The sequence below is a fragment of the Ruegeria sp. O11 genome (assembly GCF_056535285.1).
In genome coordinates this window covers 1,183,871-1,199,290 of the sequence record NZ_JBQERS010000001.1, presented here as the reverse complement: position 1 = coordinate 1,199,290, position 15,420 = coordinate 1,183,871, and the positions used below count along the sequence as shown (strand labels likewise).

Genomic DNA, 15,420 nt, shown 5'->3' with positions numbered 1-15,420 from the left:
GTGATGTCACATAACTTTACAAATTTGCAATTACCACCTGCTTGATTTTCTTATGTTTGCAAATTTGCCGAAAACTTCTTTGGTCTCGGTATTCGTATCGTTATGGTCCCGCAAAATCTCATGGGAGACTACCGTCATGAAAGACATCCTTTCCGAACTCGAGGGCCGCCGCAACGATGCACGCTTAGGGGGTGGACAACGTCGCATTGACGCACAGCATGCTCGAGGCAAATTGACAGCGCGCGAGCGGATCGAACTGCTGGTGGATGAAGGCAGCTTCGAAGAGTTTGACATGTTTGTCAGCCATCGTTGCACCGATTTCGGAATGGAAAAGCAAAAGCCAGCCGGTGATGGCGTGGTCACTGGTTGGGGCACGATCAACGGCCGGATGGTCTATGTCTTCAGCCAGGACTTTACCGTGTTTGGCGGCTCGCTGTCCGAAACCCATGCGCAGAAGATTTGCAAGATCATGGATATGGCGGTTCAGAACGGAGCGCCAGTGATCGGGATCAATGACTCGGGTGGCGCGCGCATTCAGGAAGGCGTTGCCTCGCTGGCTGGCTATGCCGAGGTGTTCCAACGCAACATCATGGCCTCGGGCGTGGTGCCTCAGATCAGTGTGATCATGGGGCCGTGCGCTGGTGGCGCAGTCTATAGCCCTGCGATGACCGACTTTATATTCATGGTCAAAGACACCTCATACATGTTTGTGACCGGTCCGGACGTCGTAAAGACCGTCACAAATGAGGTCGTTACCGCCGAGGAACTGGGTGGGGCTTCGACTCACACCAAAAAATCCTCGGTTGCAGACGGGTCGTTCGAAAACGATGTTGAGGCTCTGGCCGAGGTCCGCCGGTTGGTCGATTTCCTGCCGCTCAACAATCGCGAAAAGCCTCCGGTTCGTCCCTTCTTTGATGAGCCAGGTCGGATCGAGACGTCGCTGGACACTCTGATCCCAGATAATCCTAACACGCCCTACGACATGAAGGAGCTCATCACCAAAGTCGCGGACGAGGGCGATTTCTACGAGATTCAGGAAGATTACGCCAAGAACATCATCACCGGTTTTATCCGTCTTGAAGGACAAACCGTAGGCGTTGTGGCAAACCAACCGATGGTTCTTGCCGGGTGTCTTGATATCGACAGCTCGCGCAAAGCTGCGCGTTTTGTACGGTTTTGCGATTGCTTTGAAATTCCGATCCTTACGCTCGTCGACGTGCCGGGTTTTCTTCCGGGGACGTCACAGGAATATGGCGGCGTGATCAAGCATGGCGCGAAACTGCTGTTTGCTTATGGAGAGGCAACAGTGCCAAAGGTCACCGTGATCACGCGCAAAGCCTATGGCGGTGCTTATGACGTGATGGCATCGAAGCATCTGCGCGGGGATTTCAACTATGCATGGCCCACGGCCGAGATCGCAGTGATGGGTGCAAAGGGCGCCACCGAGATCATCCATCGTGCTGATCTTGGAGATGCGGATAAGATCGCGAAACACACGCAGGATTACGAAGACCGGTTTGCCAACCCCTTTGTCGCTGCCGAGCGTGGCTTTATCGATGAAGTGATCATGCCACACTCAACCCGCCGTCGCGTATCGCGTGCCTTTGCCAGTCTGCGTGGAAAGCAGCTGAAGAACCCATGGAAAAAGCACGATAATATCCCGCTCTAAGAGTTAGATGGAACAAACCGATTTGCTTCATGATCGACTTGATTGGACATAAAAGCGCGTTTGCCGCGCAAGCAACTTCGGAGGGGCTGGCTCGCGCTGGACGCTTCCTGGGGAGCGCGCTGGTATTGGCGATGTCTATGACTAGTTCGGTTCAGGCAAGTAATCTATTGCCCGTGCCATCGGGTCAGCCAGTAGAGCTCAGCAATGTACTGCTTGATACCAATCCCGGGGAACTCTGGGTTCGTTTCAGGTTTATTGCTCCCAATATCGGGGCGACCGTGGGCCGCATCACCTATGATGTCGCAGTGATCGACATGGAGCATCTGTGTCAGACGCTGGCGGTCCCTTACGTGGCGCTGCACGATCTGGATCCTGCGCGTGTCGTGATTTCTTTCTCGGATCGACCGCTGGAGTTCGGCACGTCCGAGCCTGACGCGACTCAGTTTTTTGAGGCCTATCGGCTGGAACAATCCCAATGTATCTGGGAAGGACTCTGACCATGAGAGTACGCGATCTCGGTCACAGGGTGCCCATATACAACTCGGAGGTTCATATCGTGTTTTCATCCCGGCAGGGTCGTCTGCACCCATGTAATTTCAATGCCTTAACCGGCGAGGTGTCGAAATGTTGAAACACCGTGGCTTCCCCGGCCGCTTGGCCGGAACTGACTTTCAGTTCACGATCCGGCGCGCCAATCCCAAGGGAGTGACTCCCTTGACCAGGCGCGAACGTTTTCGGGATCGCAAGCCTGCAGATAGGCGTGCAGATGCCGCATTCATGGAAGCGTTATGGGCGCAGTTTGGTGATCAGCCGTTCGAGCGTGGTAACCTGGATGCAGGCCGACTGAGTTGGCTGTTCGAGCGGGAAGTGATCGCCGCTGAAGATCCGTTTGACCCCGCCAGCTATGACGCGCTGTTGGTGATCGACCCGGACGTTGCTCGTCAATCGTTTCCAGAAATCTTCGACGGGGTGCGCTGAATTTGCCCACCGCAGCTGCATATCAAGTTCGACCAGCCCGAGTTGGTGGAACCCTGCCCGCGAACAGGCAGGGCACTTGGGGCAGGTCAGAAGTTCAGCTGTGCGGCCAACTGAATACGGTTGCCATCGAAAGTGTCACCCGAAATCGTATCGTTCCGCTCGCCATAGATGTATTCGGCGCTCAATGTCAGATTGTCAGTTGCTTTGTAGAACGCATTGACATGGATGGTCTCAAGCTCGGTGAAGGACAAACTTCCTGTCGAGGTGGGCAGGTCGTAATCTTCCTTACCGTAGGAGATGCCCACGTTCCATTTGGGGGTCAAATCTTGACGAAACTCGATGGTATACCCGTCGACATCGTTCGCCTGACCGCCAACAATCGCGTCACCCAAACCGATCAGGTAGGGGCCGATCGCTTCACCATTGACGTAGTTGACTTGGAACAGGCCACCTTGCCAGGGACGGATCGACCCAGAAAGGGTAAAGCCGGTCTGATCCACTTCGACATCGCCGGATTGGGCTTTGCCGTACAAAACCGAGGCGCGCGCCAGGTATTTGCCGTCGTTATACTCGACCGCACCAGTCAGCACCGGATCATCCGAGTTCGAACCTCCGACGTTTTCCTCTACAGAAACAGCAAAGGTTGTATTCGATCCGAAGCCGTTAGTGTATCGAACCTGAGGAACACGGGCAAAAGGGATGCCGACCGGTCCATTGAACTCAACTGTGGTGGGGTAGGTGTCCAGAGGCTGGAAATTGGTCCAGTACTGACCGATGAGCCATTGTTCATCAATCCGGATATTCGCGTGGCGAATGCGGAATTCTGCTGTACCGCCCGAGCCGAAAGCATCCACTTCGATCTGCCCCTGGATGTCGCCAATACCGCTTGGTGTGTTGGTACGCAGTCCGATTCGCGATTGCCGAACGGTGGCGCCAAATGTGCCATCGGTTTCGGCCGAGGGCTCACCTATGACATTCACAAACGCTGTGTCGCCCTGATCATATTCGAAGTCGTAAAAGAAATCGGCTTTGACATAGCCATAAACATCCAGCGTGGTGTTTCCGATCCTCAGATCACCGGTTCCGGCTCCGGGCTTGGACGATTCCAAAGCCTCGACTCTTGCGCGAAGCGCATCGAGTTCAGCCTGAGTTTGCGCATCTTGCGCCAAGGTCTGCATTCCGGTCGCGGAAAGCGTGCTGGCAGCAAGCAGGCTAGCAGTTTTGCCCTTTATTATCATGGAGATATTTCCTTGTATGCGAGTGTGCACCGGCACCGTTTCACGCATAAGAGCCCGAGGAAAATCACCAGTCTGCGAGGAATTCTGCGCAGTTTTTCAAGTAACCGTGTCAAGAATGGCTCGTGCTTTCACAGCTCGGTGAAAGCGCAGAATAAGCGCCTGGCCCCTGTAGATTTTTTTAGTGGACTTCCGGAAGCAACGCGTGAGGTAAACCGCCGTGTTGGCCATCATCCGGCAGCATGTCGTCACATGAACGTGACGGGCATGAGCCGGGAAATCGGGGGGGCAGGGCGAAATAGTGTCGGCGCAAAGTTGCGCGGGCGCGCTGCCGGTGGGCAAGTTTTAGCCGGAATCTCAAACGGAAACGAAGACGGGTTTGCGCTGCAAATTGTGCTGTGCACAGTGAAGAGGCCGTGCGGCTCTACTTTGCCTGCGTCGCACAAGCACCTACTATTCCGTACCCCTTCCTTCCGCGGGCAGGCTTGTGTTCCCCACAGAGCTCTGTCCGCGGTTTTCTTTTTGGCGAACACAGTCCAAAAACGGCAAGAAACTGCGCAATTCTGTGGTTTGCAACCTCTGTTATTGCATAACAATACCGGAATTCGGCATCTGCCCTCAAAGACTTTGAGAAACCTAAAAGGGCAGAAAACATGCAAAAATCACGATTCTTCCTTGCGTTGGCGACATGCGCCGGCCTTGCGGCCTGCGGTGACACAACAGGCGAGCAGGCGATCCTTGGTGGCGGCGCAGGCGCGGTTGGGGCTGCGGTCCTCAATGCCGACCCGCTGTTTGGCGCAGCGGTCGGTGCTGCGGGGAACGTGCTGTATTGCAAAACCCAAAACACCTGTAACTAACGCTGAATTTATCGGGGCAGCCAACGCCCCGTCCGTCATCACGCATCACGCCGTCGTGGGGTCAACACCCTGCGGCGGCGTTTTGCGTTTCCAGAACTTCAATCCAAAGGACGTTCCATGTTCAACAAGATCCTGATCGCAAACCGGGGCGAGATTGCCTGCCGGGTCATCAAGACTGCCCGCAAGATGGGCATTGGTACGGTCGCCATCTATTCTGATGCTGACAGGAACGCCCTGCACGTGTCGATGGCGGATGAGGCCGTGTATATTGGTCCACCACCGGCCAATCAATCATACATTGTCATCGACAAGGTAATGGATGCCATCAGTCAAAGTGGTGCGCAGGCTGTCCACCCCGGCTATGGCTTTCTGTCCGAGAATTCCAAGTTTGCTGAAGCGCTGGATGCCGAAGGCGTCGCCTTTGTCGGCCCGCCGGTTGGTGCGATCGAAAGCATGGGTGATAAGATCACTTCTAAGAAGATCGCACAGGAGGCCGGGGTTTCGACGGTCCCCGGCTACATGGGGCTGATCGAAGACGCTGATGAGGCGGTGAAGATATCGAACGATATCGGGTATCCGGTGATGATCAAGGCCAGCGCTGGCGGCGGTGGTAAGGGCATGCGGATCGCGTGGAATGATGAAGAAGCGCGGGAAGGCTTCCAATCTTCCAAGAACGAGGCTGCAAATTCCTTTGGAGACGACCGGATTTTCATTGAGAAATTCGTGACCCAACCGCGCCACATCGAAATTCAGGTCCTGTGCGACAGTCATGGCAACGGCATCTATTTGGGCGAGCGTGAATGCTCGATCCAACGCCGGAACCAGAAGGTTGTAGAAGAGGCGCCTTCGCCCTTCCTTGATCCTGAAACCCGAAAAGCGATGGGAGAACAGGCGGTCGCGCTGGCCAAGGCCGTGGACTATGCCAGTGCTGGAACGGTCGAATTCATCGTGGATGGGGAAAAGAACTTTTACTTCCTTGAAATGAACACCCGCCTTCAGGTGGAACACCCGGTGACCGAGCTGATTACCGGTGTTGATCTGGTGGAACAGATGATCCGTGTGGCTGCTGGTGAAAAGCTGACCATCACTCAGGATGACGTGACCTTGACGGGTTGGGCCATCGAGAACCGTCTTTATGCCGAGGATCCGTATCGCGGCTTCTTGCCCTCGATTGGCCGCCTGACCCGTTATCGCCCACCGCAGGAAGTCGCCGCTGGCCCGTTGCTGGTGAATGACAAATGGCAAGGCGATGCGCCCAAAGGGGATAGCGCTGTACGTAACGATACCGGCGTCTATGAAGGCGGCGAGATCAGTATGTATTATGACCCGATGATCGCCAAGCTGTGCACTTGGGCGCCGACCCGCGAGCAGGCGATCGAAGCCATGCGTGTGGCGCTCGACAGTTTTGAGGTTGAAGGCATCGGTCACAATCTACCGTTCCTGTCAGCGGTTATGGACCACCCGAAATTCGTTAGCGGTGATATGACGACCGCCTTCATCGCCGAGGAGTATCCTGACGGATTTGAGGGTGTTGAGTTGCCTGAAGCTGATCTGCGCCGAGTCGCTGCCTCGTGCGCGGCGATGCACCGGGTGGCCGAGATTCGTCGTACACGGGTGTCGGGGCGGATGGACAATCATGAACGCAAGGTTGGAACCGATTGGGTCGTCTCGCTGCAAGGGCAAGAGTTCGAGGTTGCGATAGACGCCGATCAGGATGGCTCCACCGTGTCCTTTGCAGATGGCACGAGGCACCGTGTCGCCTCCGATTGGACACCGGGTGATCAGCTTGCAGTGCTCGATGTCGATGGCAGCCCACTGGTTCTGAAGGTCGGCAAAGTGTCGGGCGGTTTCCGCATCCGCAACCGCGGCGCGGATCTCAAGGTGCATGTCCGCACCCCACGTCAGGCCGAATTGGCCCGGATGATGCCCGAGAAGCTGCCGCCTGATACATCCAAGATGCTGCTCTGCCCGATGCCCGGCCTGATCGTGAAGATCGATGTCGAAGTGGGGCAGGAGGTACAGGAGGGTCAGGCGCTTTGCACCGTCGAGGCGATGAAGATGGAGAACATCCTGCGCGCTGAGAAGAAAGGCGTTGTCTCCAAAATCAATGCTGGTCCCGGCGACAGCCTTGCCGTTGACGATGTGATTATCGAGTTCGCATGATCATGTGCGCACCTGTTTCATACCTGTCAGGGTTCTCGGCGACTTCCGTCGGGACCTTAAGGCAAGTTTCAGGTGTTCAGCCGCCTTCGCGCCGTTCGCGAATTTCGCGTTCACGCAAGGGCGTCTTGTCAATCGAGCGGCCAATCTCGCGCACGCTCCATGGGCTGGGTTTGCGCAGTTTCACGACGCCATCCTTGTCGACAAATACCATCTGGAAACCGCGCGGTCGCAGTTTTGACCGTATAGGAGATCGTGCCGACGGATCGGTATCGGTCAATACGATTACGTCGCGATCACGCATCGCCGCTTCGCCCTCCAACAGCATGTCAATCTGTTGCTGGAACCTTGGGTCTGCAGGGGTATCGGCAAATACAACGATCGGGCGATGGGTCCAGAGAAAATCGCTCAGATCGCTGTCATCTACGGGACGCACAAAGCTGTCATCCGCAGGGGCATTCGCGTCCGCGGCCAAGGCGGCCAGCGGGAATAGTGCCGAGAAAACAAGGGCAAGCGTGCGTGTCATATGGCCTCCTGTTCTGTTGAATATAGCCTCTGCGCGGACGAATGCGACTGGCGAAATGTCTGCGGACATCAAAAAATTGTACCTCAGGCTCGATCCCGTTTCATCCGCGCCTATCCAAGCGCCGAGAATACAGGTTGTTCATGAAGACTTTCGGTGGGGAGGGTAGGGCGATGGAGATCATCCTGCATTGCGGCGCACACAGGTGCGCAACCACCAGCTTTCAAAACTATCTAAGCAGGAATGAGAACACGCTGGCTGAGCAAGGGTTGGTCTATTGGGGGCCTGAACGCACACGTGCCAACGGTTTGAATAGCCTGAACAAATTGACGCCAGATGTTTGTGACGCGCTACGCCGTGATCTGGATGCGTGTCGGCGTGCGGGTGCCAAGCAGCTATTGGTAAGTCAAGAGAACTTCGTAGGTTCTATTGAGCGTAATATTGCATTCGCCTCGCTTTATCCCAGCATGCACGAGCGTGGTCTGCTGCTCGCGAAGGCCTTTGATGACGGGGTTGGCAAATTGGCTCTGAATATCCGGGCGTTGGATATGTATTGGTCTTCTGTTGCGGCCTATAAATTCAAACGCGGAAGTGAGCCGATTGAGCCCGCCAAATGGAAACGTATCACCCAGAGCAAGCGGAGCTGGCGAAATGTGATTACGGAGATGGGCCGCGCGTTTCCCGGCGTTCCGCTGCTAGTCTTGCCCTTCGAAGATTTTGCGGGCCATCAGCGCGCACAGCTTGAGGCTTTGACCGTGCGCGATGCACCTGAGGACAACGACGGCCTTTCGCTGAATGCCGCGCCCAATCCTGCCCCTCACGGCCTAAACGCAGATCAGGCGATGAAGCTGTGGTCCGATTATGCGGATGATCTGGAATGGCTTGCCTCCGGCGCAGACGGCTTGGCCGAGCTTGTCTGCCGGACAGAAAGAGATACGCGCGGGGTCATCCCCGCGGAACCCCGATTGGAACAGAGGAAATCGACATGACCGACACCAACGACTGGCAGGTGCTGGCCGAAAAAGAACTGCGCGGGCGTCCGTTGGACGATCTGACCAAGGAAACGCTCGAAGGCATCGATGTCAAACCGCTCTATACGCAGGACGACACCGCAGACCTGCCGCATATGGGGTCACTGCCTGGCTTCGGCCCGTTTACCCGTGGGGTGAAGGCGACGATGTATGCGGGTCGTCCTTGGACCATCCGTCAGTATGCCGGATTCTCGACGGCTGAGGAATCGAACGCCTTCTATCGCCGCAATCTGGCCGCCGGTCAGCAGGGTGTATCTGTGGCCTTCGATCTGGCGACGCACCGGGGCTATGACAGCGACCATCCGCGCGTGGTCGGTGATGTGGGCAAGGCCGGTGTGGCCATCGACAGCGTCGAGGACATGAAGATCCTGTTCGACGGCATCCCGCTGGACAAGGTTTCGGTCTCAATGACGATGAACGGGGCGGTGATCCCGGTTCTGGCCAGTTTCATAGTTGCGGGAGAAGAGCAGGGGCATGACAAGGCCGTGCTGTCGGGCACCATCCAGAACGATATTCTGAAAGAGTTCATGGTGCGCAACACTTATATCTACCCGCCCGAGCCATCGATGAAGATCATCTCGGACATTATCGAGTTCACCTCGAACGAGATGCCGAAGTTCAACTCGATCTCGATTTCGGGCTATCACATGCAAGAGGCCGGGGCGAACCTGGTGCAAGAGCTGGCCTATACGCTGGCCGATGGCCGCGAATATGTGCGTGCCGCGACTCAGTCGGGCATGGATGTGGACAAGTTTGCGGGCCGTCTGTCGTTCTTCTTTGCTATCGGCATGAACTTCTTCATGGAGATTGCGAAGCTACGCGCAGCACGCACGCTCTGGCATCGGGTAATGACCGAGTTCGGAGCGAAATCCGAACGGTCGAAGATGCTGCGCACCCACTGCCAAACTTCGGGCGTGTCACTGCAGGAGCAGGATCCCTATAACAACGTGATCCGCACCGCCTATGAGGCGATGAGCGCGGTACTGGGCGGCACCCAGTCGCTGCATACCAACGCGCTGGACGAAGCGATTGCGTTGCCCACCGATTTTTCTGCCCGCATCGCACGGAACACGCAATTGGTGCTGCAGGAAGAGACTGGCGTGACAGATGTGGTCGATCCGCTTGCGGGCTCTTACTACGTCGAAAGCCTCACCAATGAATTGGTCGAAAAAGCCTGGGCTTTGATGGAAGAGGTCGAGGAGATGGGCGGCATGACCAAGGCGGTTGCTTCTGGCATGCCCAAGCTGCGGATCGAAGAAAGCGCGGCCCGTCGTCAGGCCATGATCGACCGGGGCGAAGAGGTCATCGTTGGCGTCAACAAATACCGCAAGGAACAGGAAGACCCGATCGACATTTTGGACGTCGACAATGTCGCCGTACGCGAGGCTCAGGTGGCGCGGTTGGAACGCATTCGCGCCACACGTGACGAAGCAGCATGTCAGCAGGCGTTGGACGCGCTGACCACCACTGCCCGTGAGGGTGGTAACCTGCTGGCCGCCGCCGTCGAGGCCGCCCGCGCCCGTGCATCCGTAGGAGAGATCAGCATGGCAATGGAAAAGGAATTCGGTCGCCACCGCGCCGAAGTGAAAACCCTGGCCGGTGTTTATGGCGCGGCTTATGAAGGTGACGAAGGCTTTGCCGCGATCCAGAAATCGATAGAAGAATTCGCCGAGGCCGAGGGCCGTCGCCCGCGTCTGCTGGTGGTCAAGATGGGGCAGGACGGCCACGACCGAGGGGCGAAGGTGATTGCCACCGCCTTTGCTGATATCGGGTTTGACGTGGACGTCGGCCCTCTGTTTCAGACTCCCGCAGAAGCCGCGCAGGACGCGGTAGACAATGATGTGCATGTGATCGGGATCTCTTCGCAGGCTGCTGGGCATAAGACGTTGGCACCCCAGTTGGTTGAAGAACTGAAAAAGGCCGGGGCCGAAGACATCATCGTCATCTGTGGTGGCGTCATCCCGCAACAGGATTACCAGTTCCTCTACGATCACGGTGTAAAGGCGATCTTTGGTCCGGGAACGAACATCCCTGACGCGGCACAAGATATCTTGCGTTTGATCGGTGAAGCCAAAGCCTGAGGTGGGTCAAGATTTTTCGTACGAAAAATCTTGTGATCCGGAACCTTTGAGGAAAACATGCGGCCAGACACTTCTTGTCTGGTCGCATGTTTTTTGGGAGAGCGCCTTAATGTTGTTGGACCATTTGGCTGTTGCAGGTGAAACGCTGGAAGAGGCTTCTGACCATATCGAACAGGCGTTGGGTGTTCGATTGCAGGATGGCGGCAAGCACGAGAAATTCGGGACGTATAACCGCCTGTTGGGCTTGCGGGAGGGCTTGTACATAGAGGCTATCGCCATCGATCCCGATGCGCCCAATCCGCAAAGGACGCGCTGGTTCGATCTGGACCGGTTCGCCGGATCACCCCGTCTGACCAACTGGATTTGCCAGGTTCCCGATATCGAGGCTTCGCTGACCGTCTTTCCTGACGGTGTTGGTCAGCCCATCGATCTGGACCGAGGCGCGCTGCGCTGGCGCATGGCGGTTCCGCCGAACGGGCGTCTGCCGTTTGATAACCTCTTTCCCGCGCTCATCCAGTGGCAGGGTGATCTGCATCCTGCACAAATGTTGCAGGACAGCGGGTGCCGGTTGAAGCGACTGATCGTGTGCCACCCGGATGCTCTTGATCTGGCCAAGGGCTTGGGGGCGTTGGATTATGTCGTTTTTGATAGCGGCCCGGCAGCATTGCGCGCAGAAATTGAAACTCCACATGGGCTGCGCGTGCTGGAATGATCATCCGACAGGCAACGGTCGAAGACGCACCCGCGATTACCGAGATCGCAAACGCGATCATTCGTGACACGCTGGTCACTTTCACCACCGATGAACGTAGCGTGGAAAAAGTGACGGCAGAGATAGAAACCCGTGGGCCGGTTTTTCTGGTCGCCGAGCGCGATGGGATGGTCGGGGGGTTTGCAACTTACAACTTATTCCGGTCGGGCCCCGGATATGCGCAGTGCCGCGAGCATTCGATCCAGTTGGCGCCTGAGGCCAGAGGGGAGGGCACGGGGCGCGCATTAATGCAGGCCTTGGAGGCCATCGCCAAAACAAACAATGTGCATGTTCTTGTCGCGGGAATTTCCTCGGCCAACCCAGCAGCCGTCGCTTTCCATTCGGCAATCGGTTTCAAACAGGTGGGGCATATGCCCGAAGTGGGGTTTAAATGGGGGCAGCGCTTGGATCTTGTTCTGATGCAGAAAATACTTGCCCCGCAGTCATCTGTCGCACCTGACAGTCGCGCAAAGGCGCGCTAGGGTGCGGCCATGTCGATCTGGACCAGAATAGCTGATGCGCTGAATGCGCTTGCCCAGGGCGAAAGCCTGACCGCAGTATTTGAAAAGCTGCGTACGCCCCCCGAACGTTCGGTCGCGTTTGCAATTGCCGTTGTGGCACTAGGGGCCAAGATGGCCAAGGCCGATGGTCAGGTGACACGCGATGAGGTTACAGCCTTCCGCGAAGTGTTCCAGATCGCGCCCGAAGACGAAGACGGCGCAGCCAAGGTCTTTGACATGGCCCGAACCGATGTTGCTGGATACAAAGATTACGCGCGCAAGATCGCGGGAATGTTTGCGGAAGACAGCACCACGCTTTGCGATTTGATGGAAGGGCTCTTTCACATCGCTATGGCCGATGGGTTCTATCACCCAAACGAGAATGAATTTCTTGAAGAGGTCAGCCGAATATTTGGTCAGACTGACGCTCAATTCATGGCCTTGCGTGCGCGATTTGTGCCGGATGCACCAAAAGATCCGTACACAGTGTTGGGCGTTGCGCGGAGTGCGTCACTGCCCGAAATACGCAAAGTTTGGCGGCAGTTGGTGAGAGAGACTCATCCCGATGCGATGATGGCGCGCGGCGTGCCCGAGGAAGCGGTGCGTCTGGCCGAGAAAAAGATGATCGATATCAATCGCGCCTGGGATGAAATAAACGGCGCTCGGGTGTGATCGGTGCGGCTGGCGACCTACAATATCGAATGGTTCGCCAATCTGTTTGATCGCGATGATAATCTGGTCGCCGACGATAGTTGGTCAGGGCGGCGTGACATAACCAGAGTGCAGCAGATCGAAGCGGTGGCCAAGGTTCTGACCGCCGTTGATGCCGATGCTGTATTGGTCGTTGAGGCCCCAAATACAGGCAAAACGCAAAATACCGTCCGCGCCCTTCAACGGTTTGCTGAAACATTCAATCTGCGCACGTCCCATGCAGTTATGGGGTTTGCCAATGATACGCATCAGGAACTGGCGCTGTTGTTCGATCCGGATGTCTTGAAAGCACGCCACGAGCCAGTTGGACAACTGAGTGATCCAGCCGCGCCTCGGTTCGATGGCGTGTTCCGCATTGATCTGGACATCGATGCGACCGAAGATCAGGTCGAGTTCTCGAAACCGCCAATGGAACTGGCCATTGAGATGGCCAATGGATCGACCCTCCGCCTGATAGGGGCACATCTAAAATCCAAAGCCCCCCATCGTGCCGGGTCACGGGACGAAATGATCCGTCTCTCCATTGCCAATCGCCGCAAGCAACTGGCGCAGGCGGTTTGGTTGGCGCGACGCGTTGAACACCATATTGACGCCAAAGAGCCAGTCATCTTGCTTGGTGATCTGAACGATGGCCCGGGACTGGATGAGTTTGAGCATCTGTTCGGGCGATCTTCGGTCGAGATTCTTTTGCAGGCAGGGCTTTATGATCCTCACGCCGCGCAAGCGCATCGTCCGCGTCCCGGATCAATACCGGCTACGGCGCGTTTTGAACGTCGGGAGGAGGGAAGGTATCTTGAGGCGCTGCTCGACTACATCATGATCAGCAAAGATCTGCGTGGTCATGACCCGGTCTGGCGCATCTGGCATCCATTTCGGGACGCCGCATGCTGGGGCACCCCCGAATTGCGCGATGCTTTGCTGGCAGCATCCGACCACTTTCCTGTGACGCTGGATATAGATCTGTAGCCTTTCAACTGCATCGGCCACCTCTTATATTTCTACCATGCGACATGTGTTGAAGATCTGCGCAACCTGCGCACTGGTGGCAATACCCGCCCATGCTGAAGAGGACAGCAAGTCCTTGATGGAGCGAGGTGCCGAGCTTTTTCTGGAAGGTCTACGGCAGGAAATGGAGCCCACGATCGAGGATTTGCGCGGTTTCGCCGAGCAGTTCGGCCCGGCATTGCAATCATTCCTGCAGGAGATGGGGCCAGCGCTGGCTGAACTCGCCACTCAGGTTCAGGATTGGACGGCCTATGAAACGCCCGAAATGTTGCCCAACGGCGATATTATCATCCGTAAAAAGCCGGCACAGGAACGACCCGAAGAATCGGTTCCGCAAGATGACATTCCATCCGATGGCTTGACTGATATTTGATCAGCCCCTCAGGATAACCTTGGGTTCAGAATTCAGCGCATTAGCCAATGAGTTGAACCGCGCTTCGGCAACTTCGTTGAACAATGGACCTGCTGATTTGGGCAAGCGCAGTTCAAGCTTTTGCTTCTTCGGATAATAGCGCAACTTACCCATAGCCGCGTCATGCTGCATCCAAAGCATTGCGCCAAAGCGAAGCGCTTTACCCAGAATTTCGGCCTGTTCCTGACCGCGCTCATCCAGCAACTCATAGAGCTTATTAAATCGGCTACCTTCACGCTTGTTCCGATATCGGTGCTGCAAAGCGAGGCCGATAAAAACTCTCTCAGAGTGTTTGATCCCGCTCATGTTGGCACGGGTCACATATTCGAAACAGGCCTCGGCTCGGTAGTCGGGATGCGCGCGCCAACTGACGTCGTGCAGCAGACAGGCGGTTTTGATCAGCCGCACCCGCTGCTCTGGCGCCGAGCGGAAAAGAGGCATGACAAAATCGAACAAGTGTTTTCCGAACCCGGGCAGGCGTGCATCTTTGGCTTCGGCAAAGCGGCTGACCTCAATCAATGGGTCGCGGTCGCGCAAGCGTTGCGGCATCTGCTCGTACAGTAATCCTTCGCGAATGCCATAGCTGGATATCGCGATGTCCTTGGGCTTGAAAGTGCGAATCAAGCGGGAAAGCACATCCATTGCATAAGGGATCAGCGCCATACGCGAACCAGATACACCAGCCTTACTGCGCAATTCATCCGCGTCATTCTGTTCGATGAATTTGATGGTCTCGCGAACTTGACTCTGAGTCATACGGTATTCGTGCAGCACGTTCAGCGGGTAGCCTCGGCGCAGCATGTCAAGGCGTGCGAAGGCGCGCCAACTGCCGCCAACAAGAAACAGGCGATCCCGCTGGGGGCCCATCTTATCGCGCATCTCTTCCATGGTCTTCTTGATATGCTCTTTACGCGCCCGACGACCGCCTTTGATATCGCGCAGTTTGAGCGGACCCAAAGGCGAGGTCATGCGACGCCCGACTTTGCCGCCACCGATTTCTGCCAGTTCGACTGACGAGCCTCCGATGTCACAGATCAAACCATACGCGCCGGGCCATCCCAACAATACGCCTTGCGCTGACAGGCGGGCTTCTTCTTCGCCATTGACCACATTGATGATCAATCCTGTTTCCGCTTTTACCTGCTCACAGAAATCGCGACCATCTTTTGCTTCACGCACCGCTGCAGTGGCGACGGCGTGCAGGGTGGGTAACCCGAGGTCTTCCGCCAGATATTTGAACCGATGCAATGCAGCCAGCGCGCGTACACGTCCCAACGGGTTAAGACGCCCGGTTTCGGATAGGCCTGCCCCCAATTCGCACATGACCTTTTCGTTGTAGAAATAAGCCGGAGAGCGCGCTGCGCCATCGAAAATCACCATGCGGACCGAGTTGGACCCGATATCGACTACACCAACCCGAGACAGCGCCCGAGCCCCCGGATCTTCGAAAATGGGCTTTCCAAACAGCCCGTGATCGGGGAAATCGGTCTCGGCAGTCTGTGTCATT

At 56.4% G+C, this 15,420-nt stretch carries 15 protein-coding genes; 12 read left to right on the top strand and 3 right to left on the bottom strand.

Annotation, left to right across the window (positions count from 1 at the left end):
* Positions 1–136: 136 nt before the first annotated feature.
* The 3 genes from ACRZ91_RS06005 (at position 137) to ACRZ91_RS05995 (ending at position 2,647) form a co-directional block, all read left to right on the top strand.
* Positions 137–1,669 carry an acyl-CoA carboxylase subunit beta gene (locus tag ACRZ91_RS06005; RefSeq protein ID WP_480903276.1) on the top strand — a complete coding sequence of 511 codons (1,533 nt, stop codon included), beginning with the start codon at positions 137–139 and terminating at the stop codon, positions 1,667–1,669.
* A gap of 29 nt (positions 1,670–1,698) precedes the next feature.
* Positions 1,699–2,166, top strand: coding sequence for a DUF6497 family protein (locus tag ACRZ91_RS06000; RefSeq protein WP_170540916.1), 468 nt, complete (start codon positions 1,699–1,701; stop codon positions 2,164–2,166).
* 127 nt (positions 2,167–2,293) lie between these two features.
* Complete coding sequence (locus ACRZ91_RS05995) at positions 2,294–2,647, top strand: hypothetical protein (protein WP_170472514.1); 354 nt, start codon at positions 2,294–2,296, stop codon at positions 2,645–2,647.
* Positions 2,648–2,733: 86 nt separating this feature from the next.
* Here ACRZ91_RS05995 and ACRZ91_RS05990 read toward each other — a convergent pair whose 3' ends face one another.
* Entirely contained in the window at positions 2,734–3,885 is a 1,152-nt protein-coding gene (locus ACRZ91_RS05990) for a DcaP family trimeric outer membrane transporter (RefSeq protein WP_480903274.1), read from the bottom strand.
* Positions 3,886–4,535: 650 nt separating this feature from the next.
* Here ACRZ91_RS05990 and ACRZ91_RS05985 point away from each other — a divergent pair.
* Both ACRZ91_RS05985 and ACRZ91_RS05980 read left to right on the top strand, forming a co-directional pair.
* Positions 4,536–4,739, top strand: coding sequence for a hypothetical protein (locus tag ACRZ91_RS05985; protein WP_170472510.1), 204 nt, complete (start codon positions 4,536–4,538; stop codon positions 4,737–4,739).
* Between the two features lie 117 nt (positions 4,740–4,856).
* On the top strand, positions 4,857–6,902 hold the full coding sequence (locus ACRZ91_RS05980; RefSeq protein WP_480903272.1) for an ATP-binding protein: 2,046 nt from the start codon (positions 4,857–4,859) through the stop codon (positions 6,900–6,902).
* A gap of 76 nt (positions 6,903–6,978) precedes the next feature.
* On the opposite strand, the gene ACRZ91_RS05975 is transcribed toward ACRZ91_RS05980, so the two are convergent.
* Positions 6,979–7,425: a DUF4174 domain-containing protein gene (locus ACRZ91_RS05975; protein ID WP_010441940.1), complete on the bottom strand. Its 447-nt coding sequence runs from the start codon at positions 7,423–7,425 to the stop codon at positions 6,979–6,981.
* Positions 7,426–7,595: 170 nt separating this feature from the next.
* Here ACRZ91_RS05975 and ACRZ91_RS05970 point away from each other — a divergent pair, with 170 nt between their 5' ends.
* The 7 genes from ACRZ91_RS05970 (at position 7,596) to ACRZ91_RS05940 (ending at position 13,874) form a co-directional block, all read left to right on the top strand.
* Positions 7,596–8,411 carry a hypothetical protein gene (locus ACRZ91_RS05970; protein WP_480903269.1) on the top strand — a complete coding sequence of 272 codons (816 nt, stop codon included), beginning with the start codon at positions 7,596–7,598 and terminating at the stop codon, positions 8,409–8,411.
* Positions 8,408–10,534: a methylmalonyl-CoA mutase gene (scpA, locus tag ACRZ91_RS05965; protein WP_260022720.1), complete on the top strand. Its 2,127-nt coding sequence runs from the start codon at positions 8,408–8,410 to the stop codon at positions 10,532–10,534. Before ACRZ91_RS05970 ends, scpA begins: the two co-directional genes overlap by 4 nt.
* A 109-nt stretch (positions 10,535–10,643) precedes the next feature.
* Complete coding sequence (locus ACRZ91_RS05960) at positions 10,644–11,246, top strand: VOC family protein (RefSeq protein ID WP_480903267.1); 603 nt, start codon at positions 10,644–10,646, stop codon at positions 11,244–11,246.
* Complete coding sequence (locus ACRZ91_RS05955) at positions 11,243–11,767, top strand: N-acetyltransferase family protein (protein ID WP_480903265.1); 525 nt, start codon at positions 11,243–11,245, stop codon at positions 11,765–11,767. Before ACRZ91_RS05960 ends, ACRZ91_RS05955 begins: the two co-directional genes overlap by 4 nt.
* 9 nt (positions 11,768–11,776) lie before the next feature.
* Positions 11,777–12,457 carry a molecular chaperone DjiA gene (locus ACRZ91_RS05950; protein WP_170540894.1) on the top strand — a complete coding sequence of 227 codons (681 nt, stop codon included), beginning with the start codon at positions 11,777–11,779 and terminating at the stop codon, positions 12,455–12,457.
* A gap of 3 nt (positions 12,458–12,460) precedes the next feature.
* Positions 12,461–13,462, top strand: coding sequence for an endonuclease/exonuclease/phosphatase family protein (locus ACRZ91_RS05945; RefSeq protein ID WP_480903263.1), 1,002 nt, complete (start codon positions 12,461–12,463; stop codon positions 13,460–13,462).
* A 49-nt stretch (positions 13,463–13,511) separates the two neighbouring features.
* On the top strand, positions 13,512–13,874 hold the full coding sequence (locus ACRZ91_RS05940) for a hypothetical protein (RefSeq protein WP_375543887.1): 363 nt from the start codon (positions 13,512–13,514) through the stop codon (positions 13,872–13,874).
* Here the strand turns inward: ACRZ91_RS05940 and ACRZ91_RS05935 are convergent, their stop codons facing one another.
* A complete protein-coding gene (locus ACRZ91_RS05935) occupies positions 13,875–15,419 on the bottom strand; it encodes a Ppx/GppA family phosphatase (protein ID WP_480903261.1) in 1,545 nt (514 codons plus the stop codon).
* Position 15,420 lies beyond the last annotated feature (1 nt).

Coding starts and splice junctions, on each gene's coding strand:
- ACRZ91_RS05990 (WP_480903274.1), bottom strand. CDS start 3,885: ATGATAATAAAGGGCAAAACTGCTAGCCTGCTTGCTGCCAGCACGCTT.
- ACRZ91_RS05975 (WP_010441940.1), bottom strand. CDS start 7,425: ATGACACGCACGCTTGCCCTTGTTTTCTCGGCACTATTCCCGCTGGCC.
- ACRZ91_RS05955 (WP_480903265.1), top strand. CDS start 11,243: ATGATCATCCGACAGGCAACGGTCGAAGACGCACCCGCGATTACCGAG.
- ACRZ91_RS05935 (WP_480903261.1), bottom strand. CDS start 15,419: ATGACACAGACTGCCGAGACCGATTTCCCCGATCACGGGCTGTTTGGA.
- ACRZ91_RS05970 (WP_480903269.1), top strand. CDS start 7,596: ATGGAGATCATCCTGCATTGCGGCGCACACAGGTGCGCAACCACCAGC.
- scpA (WP_260022720.1), top strand. CDS start 8,408: ATGACCGACACCAACGACTGGCAGGTGCTGGCCGAAAAAGAACTGCGC.
- ACRZ91_RS06000 (WP_170540916.1), top strand. CDS start 1,699: ATGATCGACTTGATTGGACATAAAAGCGCGTTTGCCGCGCAAGCAACT.
- ACRZ91_RS05980 (WP_480903272.1), top strand. CDS start 4,857: ATGTTCAACAAGATCCTGATCGCAAACCGGGGCGAGATTGCCTGCCGG.
- ACRZ91_RS05960 (WP_480903267.1), top strand. CDS start 10,644: ATGTTGTTGGACCATTTGGCTGTTGCAGGTGAAACGCTGGAAGAGGCT.
- ACRZ91_RS05995 (WP_170472514.1), top strand. CDS start 2,294: ATGTTGAAACACCGTGGCTTCCCCGGCCGCTTGGCCGGAACTGACTTT.
- ACRZ91_RS05985 (WP_170472510.1), top strand. CDS start 4,536: ATGCAAAAATCACGATTCTTCCTTGCGTTGGCGACATGCGCCGGCCTT.
- ACRZ91_RS06005 (WP_480903276.1), top strand. CDS start 137: ATGAAAGACATCCTTTCCGAACTCGAGGGCCGCCGCAACGATGCACGC.
- ACRZ91_RS05950 (WP_170540894.1), top strand. CDS start 11,777: ATGTCGATCTGGACCAGAATAGCTGATGCGCTGAATGCGCTTGCCCAG.